Source organism: Variovorax sp., from assembly GCF_035634955.1.
Taxonomy (GTDB): Bacteria; Pseudomonadota; Gammaproteobacteria; order Burkholderiales; family Burkholderiaceae_C; genus Variovorax.
In genome coordinates this window covers 219,298-234,727 of record NZ_DASQBZ010000025.1, presented here as the reverse complement: position 1 = coordinate 234,727, position 15,430 = coordinate 219,298, and the positions used below count along the sequence as shown (strand labels likewise).

Annotated in this window: 13 protein-coding genes; 9 read left to right on the top strand and 4 right to left on the bottom strand. The window is 68.5% G+C overall.

Annotation, left to right across the window (positions count from 1 at the left end; genetic code table 11):
- Positions 1–46 precede the first annotated feature (46 nt).
- Both VES41_RS15375 and VES41_RS15370 read left to right on the top strand, forming a co-directional pair.
- Positions 47–631, top strand: a complete 585-nt coding sequence (locus tag VES41_RS15375) for a Maf family nucleotide pyrophosphatase (protein WP_324818613.1) — start codon at positions 47–49, stop codon at positions 629–631.
- Complete coding sequence (locus tag VES41_RS15370) at positions 628–1,389, top strand: SAM-dependent methyltransferase (protein ID WP_324818610.1); 762 nt, start codon at positions 628–630, stop codon at positions 1,387–1,389. Before VES41_RS15375 ends, VES41_RS15370 begins: the two co-directional genes overlap by 4 nt.
- A 36-nt stretch (positions 1,390–1,425) precedes the next feature.
- On the opposite strand, the gene VES41_RS15365 is transcribed toward VES41_RS15370, so the two are convergent.
- From VES41_RS15365 to VES41_RS15350, 4 genes are read right to left on the bottom strand one after another with little or no spacing between them, the layout of a single operon-like run.
- Positions 1,426–2,463 (bottom strand): S49 family peptidase, encoded by a 1,038-nt coding sequence (locus tag VES41_RS15365; protein ID WP_324818607.1) that lies wholly within the window; start codon positions 2,461–2,463, stop codon positions 1,426–1,428.
- A 7-nt stretch (positions 2,464–2,470) separates the two neighbouring features.
- Entirely contained in the window at positions 2,471–2,845 is a 375-nt protein-coding gene (locus VES41_RS15360) for a Rieske (2Fe-2S) protein (protein ID WP_324818604.1), read from the bottom strand.
- 16 nt (positions 2,846–2,861) lie between these two features.
- Positions 2,862–3,530, bottom strand: coding sequence for an HAD-IIIA family hydrolase (locus tag VES41_RS15355; protein ID WP_324818602.1), 669 nt, complete (start codon positions 3,528–3,530; stop codon positions 2,862–2,864).
- Positions 3,514–4,581 (bottom strand): RluA family pseudouridine synthase, encoded by a 1,068-nt coding sequence (locus VES41_RS15350; RefSeq protein ID WP_414719147.1) that lies wholly within the window; start codon positions 4,579–4,581, stop codon positions 3,514–3,516. The genes VES41_RS15355 and VES41_RS15350 overlap by 17 nt, the downstream gene beginning before the upstream one ends.
- A 549-nt stretch (positions 4,582–5,130) precedes the next feature.
- Here VES41_RS15350 and VES41_RS15345 point away from each other — a divergent pair.
- The 7 genes from VES41_RS15345 (at position 5,131) to VES41_RS15315 (ending at position 15,397) form a co-directional block, all read left to right on the top strand.
- The gene (locus VES41_RS15345; RefSeq protein ID WP_324818600.1) at positions 5,131–8,304 is read left to right on the top strand and encodes an Rne/Rng family ribonuclease; all 3,174 of its coding nucleotides are present in this window, start codon (positions 5,131–5,133) and stop codon (positions 8,302–8,304) included.
- Positions 8,305–8,708: 404 nt separating this feature from the next.
- On the top strand, positions 8,709–9,434 hold the full coding sequence (locus VES41_RS15340) for a sugar transferase (protein ID WP_324818598.1): 726 nt from the start codon (positions 8,709–8,711) through the stop codon (positions 9,432–9,434).
- Positions 9,435–9,477: 43 nt separating this feature from the next.
- Positions 9,478–10,464, top strand: a complete 987-nt coding sequence (gene fcl / locus VES41_RS15335) for a GDP-L-fucose synthase (protein WP_324818595.1) — start codon at positions 9,478–9,480, stop codon at positions 10,462–10,464.
- Positions 10,465–10,494: 30 nt separating this feature from the next.
- Positions 10,495–11,499 carry a hypothetical protein gene (locus VES41_RS15330; RefSeq protein WP_324818594.1) on the top strand — a complete coding sequence of 335 codons (1,005 nt, stop codon included), beginning with the start codon at positions 10,495–10,497 and terminating at the stop codon, positions 11,497–11,499.
- Entirely contained in the window at positions 11,496–12,848 is a 1,353-nt protein-coding gene (locus VES41_RS15325; RefSeq protein ID WP_324818592.1) for a hypothetical protein, read from the top strand. The genes VES41_RS15330 and VES41_RS15325 overlap by 4 nt, the downstream gene beginning before the upstream one ends.
- A 16-nt stretch (positions 12,849–12,864) precedes the next feature.
- Positions 12,865–14,067, top strand: a complete 1,203-nt coding sequence (locus VES41_RS15320) for a glycosyltransferase (RefSeq protein WP_324818590.1) — start codon at positions 12,865–12,867, stop codon at positions 14,065–14,067.
- Positions 14,060–15,397, top strand: coding sequence for a glycosyltransferase WbuB (locus VES41_RS15315; RefSeq protein WP_414719146.1), 1,338 nt, complete (start codon positions 14,060–14,062; stop codon positions 15,395–15,397). Before VES41_RS15320 ends, VES41_RS15315 begins: the two co-directional genes overlap by 8 nt.
- The last annotated feature ends 33 nt before the right edge of the window (positions 15,398–15,430 follow it).

The following is a 15,430-nucleotide window of genomic DNA, read 5'->3' as shown; positions in this document are numbered from 1 at the left end:
GGTGCAGTCTAAACCCGAGCCGCGCGATCACGCACAATCGCCAGCCATGCATACCCGGACCGTCATCCTGGCTTCCACTTCGCGCTACCGGCGCGAACTTCTCGAGCGCTTGCGCCTGCCATTCGACGTCCACGCGCCGGGCGTGGACGAAACGGCACTGCCGGGCGAAGCGCCGCGCGAACTGGCCCGGCGCCTGGCGCTCGCCAAGGCGCAGGCGGTCGCCGCGCGGTTTCCGGGGGCCGTGGTGATCGGCTCCGACCAGGTCGCCGACCTGGACGGGCAAGCGCTGGGCAAGCCGGGCAACCACGAGCGGGCCGTCGAACAGTTGCGCCGGATGCGCGGGCAGACCTTGATCTTCCACACGGCCCTCGCCGTCGTGTGCCTGGACGCAGGCTTCTGCCAGCAGGACATCGCACCGGTGCGTGTCGTGTTCCGCGACCTCGGCGATGCCGCCATCGAACATTACCTGCGCACCGAGCAACCATACGACTGCGCCGGCAGCGCCAAGAGCGAAGGCATGGGGATCGGCCTGCTCGAAGCCATCGAGAGCGACGACCCGACCGCCCTGGTCGGCCTGCCGCTGATCCGCACGTGCCGCATGTTGCGCGCCGCAGGAGTGGACCTGCTTTGACCCGGCCCGCCACGCTGTACCTGGTGCCGGCGCCGCTGGATTTCGGCTGCGAGGTCCAGGCCCCCTTGCAGGAGGTGCTGCCGGCCGGCACGCTCGGCATCGCCGCCGGCATCACCCATTGGATCTGCGAGAACGCCAAGTCGGCGCGCGCCTACCTCAAGCGCATCAACGAGCTGCATCCGCTGGCAGTGCCGCTGCAGGCCCAGCACATCCAGGAATTGCCCCGCCTTGTCCACAAGAAAGGTGACCACGCCGGCCAGTTCGACGCCCGCGCGTTGCTCGCACCCGCGCTGGAAGGCCACGACCTCGGGCTGCTCAGCGAGGCGGGCATGCCGGCCGTCGCGGACCCGGGCAGCTCGGTCGTGCGGGCGGCGCACGAAGCCGGAGTGCCGGTAACCCCACTGACGGGCCCGGTCTCGCTGTTGCTGGCGCTGGCAGCCAGCGGGCTGAACGGCCAGAACTTTGCCTTCGTCGGGTACCTGCCCCAGGACCCGGCGCAGCGGGCCCAGCGTGTGCGGGAGCTCGAATCGCTGGCGCTGCGAACCGGCCAGACCCAGTTGTTCATCGAAACGCCCTACCGCAACGCCGCGCTGCTGCAGGCACTGCTGCAGACGCTGCAGCCCGGCACGCGGCTGGCCCTGGCGGCGGGCCTGACCTTGCCCGGCGCCGCCGTGACCTGCCGCACCGTCAAGGCATGGCGAGCCGCGACACCGCAGGAGGCGAGCCGCCTGCCTACGGTGTTTGCGTTCGGACCCTGAATCGCCGCCGGTGAGCCGCGGCGGATTCGCGCATACCTAGCGCACGGACGGCGCAGCGCGCGAGGAGACGGCGCCGAAGGCCGCATCGGCCAGCGTGGCCCCGAAACGGCGCGCCAGGCGCTCGGCCACGTTCTCGTGCCGGGTGTAGTCGACGACTTCCTCGGCCTTGACCACTTCGCGGGCCACGTAGTCGATGCTGCCGAGCTGATCCGCCAGGCCGATGTCGACCGCCTGCTGGCCTGTCCAGAACAGGCCGCTGAACAAGCCGGGTGTCTGGGCCTTCAGCCGGTCGCCTCGCCCCGCCTTGACGACATTGATGAACTGCTCGTGGATCTGGTCGATCATCTGCTGCGCGTGCGCCCGCTGCTCGTCGCTCATCGGGGTGAACGGATCGAGGAAGCCCTTGTTCTCGCCGGAGATGATCAGGCGCCGCTCGACACCGACGCGATTCATGACACCGGTGAAGCCGAAGCCGTCGATCAGCACGCCGATGCTGCCGACCAGGCTGGCCTTGTCGACGAAGATCTTGTCGGTCGCCGAGGCGATGTAGTAGGCCGCCGAGGTGCAGCTCTCTTCGACCACGGCGTAGATCGGCTTCTTGTAGCGCTGGCGCATGCGCTTGATCTCGTCGGCGACGATGCCGGCCTGGACGGGGCTGCCGCCGGGCGAGTTGATCAGCAGTACGAGCGCCTTGGCGCCGGTGTCCTCGAAGGCGCTCTTCATCGAGGCAACGATGGCCTCGGCGCTGGCGTCGGCGCCATCGGCAATCTCGCCCTTGACCTCGATCACGGCCGTGTGCGGGCTGGTCGAGACGGCCGCGGTGGTCGCGCTGCGCGACAGGCCCATCCAGATCAGCGCCAGGATGAGGACCAGCCAAGCCAGGCGCAAGCCGATCTTCCAGCGACGGGCGGCGCGCTGCTCGGCCAATGCCGCGAAGGCCAGCCGCTCCAGCGTGTCTCGCTCCCAACTGCGCCGCGCCGAGCCCTCGCCTCCAGGGGCGACCGTGCCCGGAGATGCGCCCTGAGCGGCAAAGGTATCGAGCCCACGTGGCTCGGTGCGGTTCGAATCTGTCATGAAGTGCTCAAAAGACGAGAGGCTTGAGGTTCCAGGCAGTATGCCAGTGCACCACGCCGTCGCGTTCGCTGATCTCGATCTTCACCAGCCCCCCGCGACAGGGTCCACCCATGCACTCGCCGCTGTCGGGGCGGTACACCGCCCCGTGAGTGGCGCACAGCAGCCATTGGCCGGTGTCGTCGAAGAAATGGTCCGGCTTGAAATCGAGCTCCATGGCCACGTGCGAGCAGCGATTGAGATAGGCATGCACGGCGCCCTCGAAGCGCACGGCGAACGCGCGGCAGCTCTGCCCGCCATAGACGACGTCGAAGGAAACCGCACGGCCGCCCTCTGCCAGGTCGGCCGAACGACACAGCGCGACGGGATCCCCCGGTGCATCCATGCCGGTCTTCGCCCGCTCAGGCGTTTTCCGCCAGCCAGTCGCGCAGGCCGGACACGGAATGCGCCACGAAAAGAGGCCCGAGCGCGTTGAAGGCGTCCGGCGCGTGCGCGCCGTAGCTCACGCCGACGCTCGCGCAACCGGCGTTGCGCGCCATCTGCAGGTCGTGCGTGGTGTCGCCGATCATGAGGGTGCGCTCCGCGGACACGCCGTGCGCCTCCATCAACTCGAACAACATGCGCGGATGCGGCTTGCCGGCGGTCTCGTCGGCGGTGCGCGAGCCGTCGAACCGTCCCTGCAGCGCGGTGGACGCCAGTGCCGCATTCAAACCCTTGCGCGACTTTCCGGTCGCCACCGCCAACCGGTGGCCGCGGCCGCGCAGGGCATCGAGCATCTCGAGCACGCCCTCGAACAGCACCAGGTCGTCCTGGTGGCGAGTGTAGTGGAAGCGGTAGCGGGCGCCCAGTTCCACGTACCGGTCGGGGGCCACGTCGGGTGCCACCCTGGCCAGCGCTTCGGCCAGGCCCAGGCCGATCACCCAGGCGGCCTCCCGGTCGCCCGGGCGGGCGCCTCCGACGTCGACCACGGCCGACTGGATGCAGCGCACGATGATCGCGGTGGAGTCGAAGAGCGTTCCGTCCCAGTCGAAGGCGATCAGGTCGAAACGGCGGTCAGGAGATTCGGGCATCGGAAGATATTTCAGTCAGGACGGCGGGCGCCAGCACACCGGACAGGTCGGCGGGCAGGGCCGCCTCCAGCGCCATCGGCTCGCCGCTCGCGGGATGGGTGAATCGCAGGCGCCAGGCATGCAGGAACATGCGCTTGAGGCCTGCCTTCTGCAAGGCACGGTTGACGGCGAAATCGCCGTATTTCTCGTCGCCGGCGATCGGGTGGCCGGCCGACGCCAGGTGAACGCGGATCTGGTGCGTTCGGCCGGTCTTGATGGTGACGGCCAGCAGGCTCAGCGGCATCGCCTCGGGCCCGGCGGTGGTCCGCGCCAGCACCCGCACCAGGGTCACGGCCCGCATGGCGTCGGGGTGGTCCTTGGGCACCACCCGCACGCGCCGCTCGCCTTCGGCCTTGCCGTCCGGCGCGCCGCTGACCAGGTAGCGCGCCAGCGACGCGTCCAGCACCTTCTTGTTGGCCGGCCAGTCGCCGAGCACCAGCGCCAGGTAGGTCTTGCCGGTCTCGCGCTCCCGGAACTGGTCCTGCAGCCGCGTCAAGGCGCTGCGCTTCTTGGCCACCAGCAGGACGCCGGACGTTTCCCGGTCGAGCCGGTGCACCAGCTCAAGGAAGCGGGCAGCCGGCCGGGCGGCCCGCAACTGCTCGATCACCCCGAAGCTCACCCCGCTGCCGCCATGGACGGCGACGCCGGCGGGCTTGTCGACCGCCAGCAATGCGTCGTCTTCATGCAACAGCGCGAATTCCCGCGCTGGCGCCTGCGGCCCGGCGCCGGGCTCGGTGGCACGCTCGGAAACCCTTACCGGCGGCAGCCGCACGACATCGCCGTCTTCTACCCGGGTCTCAGCCTGCGCACGGCCCTTGTTCACTCGCACCTCGCCGGAGCGGATGATCCGGTAGACATGCGTCTTGGGAACGCCCTTGAGTGAGCGGAACAGGAAATTGTCCAGGCGCTGGCCGGCCCCCGACTCGTCGACCGTCAGGTGCCTGACGGCGTCGGCGCCGGGCCGCGCCTGCCTTGTCGCAGGCGCCTGCTTCCCACCTATAATGTTCTTCACCAGCGCGGTCTAGTAAGTGCTTGATTTAAGCGAAGAAGTTTAGAGCACAAGGAGGGTCCGCGCCGGAAGGTCGATGCCGCTTAGGCGGAGTACCGGCAAACCCCGTGCCCCAGCACCGTGGGTGGCAGGTATCCCGCACGAGCCAAGGCGACGCCCACGAAACACCTTACGGAATTCCCAGTCGGCAGACATCTTCTGCCGACGGATCGAAGCGAGCTTTCTTGTGTTGATGATGCTGATTCAATGGCTACTGCACCGGTTCCGACCGGCGGCGGCGGCCGTGGAGTCGGCGTTTGTGCGAGCGCCCCGCGCTGCGCCCAAGGCCACCCGAGCGGCGGCCCATCGGCATCACATCGGGCTCGCCCCCATCCACGCGCCCCCACTCCGGTTGACGAGCTGATGCTCGGGCCGTCGGCATGCCTCGAGGCCTGCCGACATGCCTGGCGCAACCGGAGTCCAGCGGCAATCCCGTCGTTTCGCGAGCGAGCGTCCGTGCATCGTTGGCCCGTCATGGGCATGTGACAGCGATAGAAACAAGGACAACGCATCATGAAACGGATGCTGATCAACGCCACGCAGGCCGAAGAACGCCGCCTGGCCATCGTCGACGGGCAGAAGCTCCTCGACTACGAGATCGAGATCGAAGGGCGCGAACAGCGCAAGGGCAACATCTACAAGGCCGTCGTCACCCGCGTCGAGCCCTCCCTGGAAGCCTGCTTCGTCGACTACGGCGAAGACCGCCACGGCTTCCTGCCGTTCAAGGAAATCTCCAAGCAATACTTCGCCGACGGCGTCTCCGCCAGCTCGGCGCGCATCAACGAGGCGATCAAGGAAGGCCAGGAACTGGTCGTCCAGGTCGAGAAGGAAGAGCGCGGCAACAAGGGCGCGGCGCTCACCACCTTCATCTCGCTGGCCGGCCGCTATGTCGTGCTGATGCCCAACAACCCGCGCGGCGGCGGCGTCAGCCGGCGCATCGAGGGCGACGACCGGGCCGAGCTCAAGGAGGCGATGGACCAGCTCGAGTACCCCAAGGGCATGAGCATGATCGCGCGCACCGCCGGCATCGGCCGCACCGCGCCCGAACTGCAGTGGGACCTGAACTACCTGCTCAAGCTGTGGACCGCCATCGACGGCGCCGCCAAGGGCGGCAAGGGCGCCTTCCTGATCTACCAGGAATCGAGCCTGGTCATCCGCGCCATCCGCGACTATTTCAACCATGACATCGGCGACATCCTGATCGACACCGATGACATCTACGAGCAGGCGCAGCAGTTCATGGCGCACGTCATGCCCGAGCATGCCGCCCGCGTCAAACGCTACCGCGACGACGCCGCCCTGTTCTCTCGCTTCCAGATTGAGCACCAGATCGAATCGGCCTACGCCCGCACGGTGCAATTGCCCAGCGGCGGCGCCATCGTGATCGACCACACCGAAGCGCTGGTGTCCATCGACGTCAACTCGGCACGCGCCATCAAGGGCGGCGACATCGAGGAAACCGCTACCCGCACCAACCTGGAAGCGGCCGACGAAGTGGCGCGCCAGATGCGCCTGCGCGACCTGGGCGGGCTGATCGTCATCGATTTCATCGACATGGACGAGTCGAAGAATCGCCGCGAGGTGGAAAACCGCCTGCGCGAAGCGCTGCGCCAGGATCGTGCGCGCGTGCAGTTCGGCTCGATCAGCAAGTTCGGCCTGATGGAAATGAGCCGCCAGCGCCTCAAGCCCGCGCTGAGCGAAGGCGCCTCGGTGCCCTGCCCGCGCTGCGGCGGCTCCGGGCACATCCGCGACACCGAATCGAGCGCGCTGCAGATCCTGCGCATCATTCAGGAAGAGTCGATGAAGGACAACACCGCCGCCGTGCACGTGCAGGTGCCGGTGGAAGTGGCTTCCTTCCTGCTCAACGAGAAGCGCCCCGAGATCGCCAAGATCGAATACAAGCAGCGCGTCACCGTGCTGATGGTGCCCAACAAGTCGCTCGAAACGCCCAACTACAAGCTCGAGCGCCTCAAGCACGACGATCCGCGCCTGGACCACGTGAAGACCAGCTACAAGATGGCCGACACGGTCGAGGACCCGACGGACGTCACCCGCCGCTCGCAGGAGCCGACGAACCGCCAGACACCGGTCATCAAGGGCGTGCTGCCCGACGCGCCGGCGCCGGTCGCCACCCCGCGCCCCGAAGTGGCTGCCCGCGCGCCGGCCGCGCCTGTCGCCGCACCCGCGCCGGCCGCCGCGACGGCTGCGTCGACCGCAGCTCCGGCCGAGCATGGCTTCATTGCCTGGATCAAGAGCCTGTTCGGCATCAGCCCCGCTCCGGCGCCTGCGCCCGCCCCGGCTCCTGTCGCTGCCCCGGCCGAAGCCCCCAGGCAGGGCCGGCGAGACGGCCGCCGCGAAGGCGACGGCCGCAGCCGTGACGGCGAAGCCCGCCGTGCCGGTGGCCGCGATGGCGAAGGCCGCGGACGCGGTGACCGACGCGGTGGCCGCAACGGCGAGCAGCGCCGGGACGCGCGACCGGAAGGCCAGTCGGGTCGCGAAGGGCGTGAGCAGCCCGTCCGCGAAGCCCGCGACAACCGCGAAGGCGCCGAGGTGCGCGAGCGCCGCGAGGATCGCGAAGGCCGCCCGGCACGGGAAAACCGTGAAGGGCGCGAAGGCGAGCGCCGCGAGGGCGACCGTCGCGAAGGACGCGGCGACGAGCGCCGTGAAGGGCGGGACGGCGAGCGCCGTGAGGCACGCGGTGAAGCACGCGACGGCGAACGCCGTGAGGCGCGCGACGGTGAGCGTCGTGAAGGACGCAGCGATGAGCGCCGCGAAGTACGCAGTGACGAGCGCCGCGAGGGGCGTGAAGGCGACCGGCGCGAAGGACGCGACGGCGAGCGCCGTGGCGGTCGCGGCGAACGCCGTGGCAATGACGTCCGAGCCCTGGCACCCAGCCAGGACGGCGTGACCGACGCTGCGCCTGAAGCCCTGTCGACCGCACCGGAGCGCGAAGGATTCACCGACGAAGCGCCGCGCGAACGCGCACAGCGCCCGCGTCGTGAGCGTGGTGAGCGTGGTGAGCGTGGCGACCGTGCCGAACGCGCCCCGCGCGAAGACCAGCGTGCCGAGGCAGACGCCCAGGCTCCTCAGGAGCCAGTGGCCGACGCAGCGCAAGTGCAGCCGGGAGAAGTGAACACGGCTGCAGGGCAGGACGCGGAACGCGAGGAACGCCGTCCGCGCTCGCGAGACCGCTATGGCCGCGATCGCCGCGAGCGTGCCCCGCGCGACGAAGCCGGCTCGCCGGACACCTCCGCCGCCGAGCCGATGACGGCACGGGACGAGCAGGTTGCCGCGCCCGCAGTCCAGATCGCCGCTCCGGTCGCCCCGGCGCCGGTGCTGGAGTCGGTCGGGACGACGGCCAGCGCCGCCGCACCGGTCGCCGCGCCTGCCGAGGCATCGGCCGGCCGGGGCGCCATGCCACGGGTGACGCCGTTCGCCCTGCCGACGGCCGACCTGGCCCAGATCGCACAAGGTGCCGGACTGCAATGGGTCAATTCCGACGCCGAACGCGTGGCGCAGGTGCAGGCCTCCATCGCGGCCGAACCGAAGCCGATCCATGTGCCGCGCGAACGGCCCGTGCCGGTCAAGTTCGACGACGACGTGATCCTGGTCGAAACCCGGCGCGACCTGTCGAACGTGGTCCTGCCGTTCGAGGACCAGAAGGGCGCCGACACACCGGCGGCCTGATCAGTCGGACGGCCCCTCGGCCGTCAAACAAAGTCCGCAAGGGCGGCCCGGAGCATTCCGGGCCGCCCTTTTTTCATGGTTGGCCGACGCGAATGGGCCTGCCCCGCACATTGATTCTCGTTAACGTTTTGGAAGAAGTCGGTGCACACACACAACAAATATTTCCAGACTTCCGTTACTCATGCTAAAACCTAAAGTACTACACATTTGGCGTGCGGGCGACCCGGTTTTCTGAGTTGCGTATGCCTCGCGTGTAGGGGTGCAGCGGAGAGACATGCATCGTTTGGCGTACGCCGTTCGACGGCGGGACATAAGTTATCTTTTGTGTTCAAATTCTTGCCAGTAGTAGCAAAGCGTTACATGGCCTTTAGAACGCTTCCGCGCCGCCCGTACAAGGAATCTGCATGTTCCGTCCCGACTCCAGTGCCCACGGCCATCTGAACCGAGAGTTCCCTTCAGATGGAGGCGGTCACTCCCTGCCCTTTGGCGCGCCGGCCGCGCCGCAACGCCTGAACCTGCTGGAACGGGCCGCCAAGCGCAGCATGGACATCGTCGGCGCGCTGCTGTTCTTCATCCTCCTGGGTCCGCTGTACCTGCTGACTGCGCTGTGCGTGCGCGTGAGCATGGGCGCCCCGGTCCACTTCGGCCAGATTCGGCTCGGCCAGGATGGGCGGCGTTTCCGCTTCTACAAGTTCAGGTCGATGGTGCAGGACTCCGACGCGGTGCTCGATCACTTCCTGAGCAAGAACGACGTGGCCAGGACCGAATGGGATACTTTCCAGAAGCTCGAGCGGGATCCCCGCATCACGCCGATCGGCAAGCTCATTCGCAAGCTCAGCATGGACGAGCTGCCGCAATTCTGGAACGTCCTCAAGGGCGACATGAGCCTGGTCGGGCCTCGCCCCTGCATGGAGCGCCAGCGCACGCTCTACGGCCGCGATTGGCAGCATTACTGCGCCATGCGACCCGGCATCACCGGCCTGTGGCAGGTCAGCGGACGCAACCGGCTGCCCTACGCCAGGCGGGTCGAGCTCGACGCGTACTATGTGACGCACTGGTCGCTCTGGCTGGACTGCAAGATCCTCGTGAAGACGGTTGTGGTGGTCTTCACCGGTGACGGCTCGCGCTGAGCGGCCGCCAGCATCGCCGCCGCATTCCGGGACCCATCACCCCATGCCCAACATCCGAAAACGCATCTACGTCGCCGGTCACCGCGGCATGGTCGGCAGCGCGATCGTGCGCTGCCTGCAACGCCAGGAACATGCCCACATCATTACGCGCACGCATGCCGAGTTGGACCTCACGCAACAGGCCGACGTGCGCGCGCTGTTCGAAAGCGAGCGTCCCGACGAGGTGTATCTGGCCGCCGCGCGGGTGGGGGGCATCCACGCGAACAACACCTATCCGGCGGAGTTCATTCACGGCAACCTGATGGTGCAGGCCAACGTGATCCACGAGGCATGGCGCAGCGGCGTGCGCAAGCTGCTGTTCCTCGGATCGAGTTGCATCTATCCGCGCATGGCGGCCCAGCCCATGGACGAATCGGCATTGCTCCAGGGCAGTCTCGAGCCGACCAACGAGCCGTACGCGATCGCCAAGATCGCCGGCATCAAGATGTGCGAGAGCTACAACCGTCAATACGGCACCGACTATCGCAGCGTGATGCCGACCAACCTCTACGGGCCGGGCGACAACTACCACCCCGAGAACAGCCACGTGGTGCCCGCGCTGATCCGGCGCCTGCACGACGCCAGGCTGGCCGACGCGCCTTCCGTGGCCATCTGGGGCAGCGGCAAGCCGCGGCGCGAGTTCCTCTACGTCGACGACATGGCCGAGGCCTGCGTTCACGTCATGAACCTCCCGGCACACGAGCTGGCCGCCCACACGCGGCCGATGCAGAGCCACGTCAATGTCGGCACCGGCGACGACCTGTCGATCGCCGAACTGGCCGCACTCGTGGCCGACGTGGTGGGTTTCGGCGGCAGGCTCGAGTACGACTCCTCCAAGCCCGACGGGGCACCGCGCAAACTGCTCGACGTCGGCCTGCTGCGACGGCTCGGATGGCAGGCCAGCACCTCCTTGCGCGACGGGCTGGAGCGCGCCTACGCCGACTTCCAGGCGCGGCATGCCCAGGAGGCCGCCAGCGCCCACGCCGCCTGAGCGCCGGCCGACGCACAGGCGAAACAGCCGATGTCCAGCCTTGCCGTACACAGCCGCACCATGCCCAGGGAAGTCGTCTCGCTCATCCCGGCGGGAACCGGCGGCGTTCACGACTACGCGCAGATCCTGGGGCGCCGCATGGCGAGCCGCATACTTGCGCCGACGCCGCAGACCGCGCTGGCCGACTACGGCGATGGCGACATCGTGCTGCACTTCAGCGGCTACGGCTACCATCCGCGCGGCATTCCAACGTGGCTGGTGACGCGCATGCGGCAACTGCGCGAGCGCGGTGCGCGTATCGGCATCTACTTCCACGAATTGTTCATGGGGGCCACCGTGCCGTGGCGTTCGGCCTTCTGGCTCGCCCCGCTGCAACGGCACATCGCCGGCGAACTGGGCGGATTGTCGAGCTACTGGCTGACCAGCTATGACGCGGGAGCCCGCTGGCTGCGCGGACACTGCCCGCAAGTGCCGAACCGGGTGCTGCCGGTCTGCTCCAACGTAGGTGAACCTGAAGCGCTACCCGGGCCGCGCTCGAACACGGTGGTGGTATTTGGCGGCCCCCAGATTCGCGCGATGGCCTACGCCCGTCTGGACCCTTCGTTCTGGCAATGGGTTCGCAGCGAAGGCCTGGAGATCCATGACATCGGCCCGGTCATCGACTCGCAGGGCTACCGCGAGCTGGTAACGACCGGCCAGATCCAGGCCCACGGCCCCCTGCCGGCCGCGGATGTCAGCCGCCACCTGGCACAGGCCCGGTTCGGCGTCCTGTCCTATCCCACGCACGTGCTGGCCAAGAGCGGGGTCTATGCCGCGTACTGCGCGCATGGCGTGTGCACCCTGCTGCTGACGCAACGGTACCCGCTGCATGACGGGCTGTCGGCGGGCCGCCATTACCTGGCCGGCACCGCGGCACTCGGCCAGGCGCAGTCCGAAGCGCAGTCCGTCGGCGAGGCCGCCTTCGCCTGGTACCAGCCGCACCGCGCCGAAGCCCACGCCATGTCCCTGCGGGAACTGATATGCGCCACGCCATGACGCCGAGCTTCACCGGCAGGCCGGCCGCTGCCCCCGGGACTGCGCCGCCGAGGCTTGCCGTCGCGGGCCGGGTTTCGACCACGGGCAAGCTATTCATTGCCGTGATGCTCATCCTGATCTACGAGGGAGCGGTGCGCAAATGGGTGTCCAACGCCATGTCGACGCCGCTGATCGGGCTGCGCGACCTGCTGGTCGTCTTCACCATCGGCCGCGCCTTCTGGCTGGGTCATTTCGCCCGCCTGCCCCTCCTGTCGCGGGCGATGCTGCTGTGGACCTGCTGCGTCGTCGGCTGGGGCCTGCTGCAGCTGACCCTCGGCGAAAGCACCTTCACCGTCTTCCTGATCGGCCTGCGCTTCTGGCTGCTCTCGTTCTGGTTCGCAGTCGCTGCCGCCGCGGGCATGAACGAACGCGACTACGTCGTCGCCTTGCGCGTCCTCATGCTGGCCCTGTTGCTGATGGCCCCGCTCGTCGCGCTGCAGCGCCAGGCACCGCCCGAGAGCTTCATCAACAAGTCGCTCGGCGATGACGTCGACGAAGTCTTCCAATTGACGGCGGGCGTGGTACGAACGACGGGCACTTTCAGCTTCACCGCGGGCTTCGTCACGTTCGCGGCAATGTGCGCGCCGTTCGCGCTCGGCATCTTCGAAGCACGCAAGACCAGGCCGAGGCACCGCATTTTGGCGGCGGCAACGTTTGCAGCGTTGATCGTCTGCACGTTGGTCAGCGGGGCGCGCGCCTCCTTCCTGTTTCTCGGCGGGCTGCTCTTTCTCTACCTGGTGGGCAACCTGGCCTTCTCGCCGATGCGTCAGAAGGGCCGCGCCATGATCGCGGCGGTGGTCGCCATCTGCCTGATCGGCGCGCTGGCCTTCGTCTTCAGCGACGCGCTCAGGACCACCCAGGAACGCTTTGAAAGCGCGGCGCAGACCGAGGGCATTGCCGAGCGCCTGGTCACTACCCTGGTGGGCGAGGCTTCCACCTATGACCGCGCCGACTGGTTGGGCGCGGGCATCGGCATCGGATCCAACCTGGCCGGGTTCGCCCGCTTCAGCAGCCGCGCAGTATTCACGTTCGGCGAGACCGAGCAGGGTCGATCGTTGATCGAGGGCGGCCTCCTCGGCGCATTGTTCATCGTGCTCAAGCTGATCGCCATAGGCATCGGCGTATCCGTGAGCATCAGGCAAAGCTTGCGCACGCGGGCGATCTTCCCCGTGCTGGTGTGGCTGACCCTTGGGCTGGCGCTGACCACCTGGCCGGTGATCGGCCAGCTGACGGCCCATGGGCTGATCGGCATCCTGCTGGCGCTCGGCCTGCTGACGTTGCGCTATCCACGGTTGCGCTTCTTCGATTGAGAGGGTGCGAACCGGCATGCGATTCCTGCATCTCATCGCCTCGGTCGATCCGGCCGGCGGCGGTCCCATCGAGGGTGCCACGCAACTGCACCGCGCATTGGCCAAGTTGGGCCACGACGGCGAGTTCGTCTCGCTCGATGCCGCGGACGCGCCCTGCGCTGCGGGTTTCGATGCGCCGCTGCATGCCCTCGGCCCTGGCCGCGGCCGGTTCGGCTACAGCGCACGCCTGCGGCCGTGGCTCGATGCGCATGCACACCGCTTCGATGCCGTCATCGTCAACGGCTTGTGGCAGTACATCGGCCTGGCCGCACGCCAGGCCCTGGCTCATTCACAAACGCCCTACTTCGTCTTTCCGCACGGCATGCTGGACCCCTGGTTCAAGCACCGCCACCCGCTCAAGCACCTCAAGAAGTGGCTGTACTGGCCGTGGGCGGAGTACCGCGTCCTGCGCGATGCGCGCCGGGTTCTCTTCACCTGCGAGGAAGAGCGCCTGCTGGCACGGCAGGCCTTCTGGCTGTATCGGTGCAAGGAGGCGATCGTGTCATTCGGCACCGCACCGCCCGACGACGATCCGCAGGCTTCGCGGCAGGCATTCGGTTCGGCGTTTCCTCAACTGCGCGGCAAGCGCGTGCTCCTGTTCCTGGGCCGGATCCATCCGAAGAAGGGCTGCGACCTGCTGATCGAGGCCTTCGCCCGTACCTGCGCCGGTGCGCCCGACGTGCACCTGGTCATGGCCGGCCCCGCCCAGCCGCAGTGGCAGGCGCAACTGGAGCAGCAGGCCCGACGGCTTGGCGTCAGCGACCGGATCCTCTGGGCCGGCATGCTGCAAGGCGCGGTCAAGTGGGGCGCCCTGCGCACTGCCGACGCCTTCTGCCTGCCCTCGCACCAGGAGAACTTCGGTGTCGCGGTGGTCGAATCACTGGCTTGCGGCTGCCCCGTGCTCATCAGCGACAAGGTCAACATCTGGCGCGAGATCGAGCATGCAGGCGCCGGCTACGTGGCACCGGATACGGCGGAAGGCACCAGCGCCGCGCTCGGGCGCTGGCTGGCCACGCCCGACGAACGATGGCGGAAGATGCGCCAGGCCGCACGCGACTGCTTCGACCAGAATTTCCGGATGGAGCAGGTCGCACGGGCGCTGGTGGGCGTCGTGCTCGAGTCGCATCCCGATCATCCCGATCGCGCAGGCCGGCTGGACGGGCGCAGCGCCCATGTCTGAAACGCAACGCCAGGCATTGCCGGCCGGGCCGCTCGCGCCGGCGCACGAGGCGCCGCCGCAGCCGCATGCCCGGGCCAGCGGCGCCGGCCGCATGAAGCTGCTGCTCTACGGGATCAATTTCGCACCCGAGCTCACCGGCATCGGCAAGTACACCGGGGAGATGGCCCAGTGGCTGGCAGCGCAGGGCCACGACGTGCGCGTCGTGACCGCGCCGCCGTACTACCCCGCCTGGTCGGTCTGGCCGGGCTATCGCGCGGGCCGCTATGGCCGTGAGCAATGGCAGGGCGTGCAGGTCATGCGCTGCCCGCTATGGGTTCCCGCCAAGCCCACGGGCCTGCGGCGCCTGCTGCACCTGGGCGCCTTCGCCCTGACCAGCCTGCCCATGCTGCTGGCTCAATGGCGCTGGAAGCCGGACGTGGTCTGGATGGTGGCGCCCGCTTTCGCCTGCGCGCCCGGTGCCCTCGCACTGGCCCGCATGAGCGGAGCCGCGGCATGGCTCCACATCCAGGACTACGAAGTGGATGCGGCCTTCGAACTCGGACTGCTCAAGGGCGACCGTCTGCGCCGCGTCGCCTGCGCAGCGGAGCGCTGGCTGCTGCAACGCTTCGACCGCGTCTCGACGATCTCCGCCCGGATGCTCGAGCGCGCCCGCGACAAGGGCGTCGACCCGGCGCGCCTGCGCGCCCTGCCCAACTGGGTCGACGTCTCGGCGGTGCGGCCACTGACCGAGCCCAGCCGCTACCGCGCCGAACTCGGCATTGCGCAGACGGATGTGGTCGCGCTCTATTCGGGGAACATGGGAGCCAAGCAGGGCCTGGAGGTGCTGTCCGGGCTGGCCGAAAGGCTCCAGGACCGGACCGACATTCATTTCGTCTATTGCGGCGAAGGGGCGGCACGCGCGGCCCTCGTCCAGGCGTGCGCGGCATTGCCGAATGTCCGCTTCCTCGATCTCCAGCCGCTCGAGCGCCTGCCCGACCTGCTCGGCCTGGCCGACATCCACCTGCTGCCGCAGAAAGCGGACGCCGCGGATCTGGTCATGCCATCCAAGCTCACCGGCATGCTCAGCAGCGGACGCCCGGTAGTGGCCGGCGCCCGGCCGGAAACGGAACTGGGCCACGTGGTGGCCCAATGCGGCCTGCTGGCGATTCCTCAGGACGCCGATTCCTTCGCCGCAGCCGTGCGCACGCTGGCGGCCGCGCCGGATCTGCGGCGCGAACTCGGCTTGCGCGCGCGCACGATTGCCGAAGAAACCCTGGCGCGCGACAGCGTGCTCCATCGCCTCGAGGCCGACCTGCACGCCTGCATGGCGGCCCCGCGCGGGCGCGACTGACCACCAGGGGCTCAGCGCCCGCAGCCGAAGGAG

What these genes read in the sequence shown, in the direction of transcription:
- VES41_RS15375 (WP_324818613.1), top strand. Translation starts at nt 47, where the DNA reads ATGCATACCCGGACCGTCATCCTGGCTTCCACTTCGCGCTACCGGCGC.
- VES41_RS15365 (WP_324818607.1), bottom strand. Translation starts at nt 2,463, where the DNA reads ATGACAGATTCGAACCGCACCGAGCCACGTGGGCTCGATACCTTTGCC.
- VES41_RS15360 (WP_324818604.1), bottom strand. Translation starts at nt 2,845, where the DNA reads ATGGATGCACCGGGGGATCCCGTCGCGCTGTGTCGTTCGGCCGACCTG.
- VES41_RS15355 (WP_324818602.1), bottom strand. Translation starts at nt 3,530, where the DNA reads ATGCCCGAATCTCCTGACCGCCGTTTCGACCTGATCGCCTTCGACTGG.
- VES41_RS15345 (WP_324818600.1), top strand. Translation starts at nt 5,131, where the DNA reads ATGAAACGGATGCTGATCAACGCCACGCAGGCCGAAGAACGCCGCCTG.
- VES41_RS15340 (WP_324818598.1), top strand. Translation starts at nt 8,709, where the DNA reads ATGTTCCGTCCCGACTCCAGTGCCCACGGCCATCTGAACCGAGAGTTC.
- fcl (WP_324818595.1), top strand. Translation starts at nt 9,478, where the DNA reads ATGCCCAACATCCGAAAACGCATCTACGTCGCCGGTCACCGCGGCATG.
- VES41_RS15330 (WP_324818594.1), top strand. Translation starts at nt 10,495, where the DNA reads ATGTCCAGCCTTGCCGTACACAGCCGCACCATGCCCAGGGAAGTCGTC.
- VES41_RS15325 (WP_324818592.1), top strand. Translation starts at nt 11,496, where the DNA reads ATGACGCCGAGCTTCACCGGCAGGCCGGCCGCTGCCCCCGGGACTGCG.
- VES41_RS15320 (WP_324818590.1), top strand. Translation starts at nt 12,865, where the DNA reads ATGCGATTCCTGCATCTCATCGCCTCGGTCGATCCGGCCGGCGGCGGT.
- VES41_RS15315 (WP_414719146.1), top strand. Translation starts at nt 14,060, where the DNA reads ATGTCTGAAACGCAACGCCAGGCATTGCCGGCCGGGCCGCTCGCGCCG.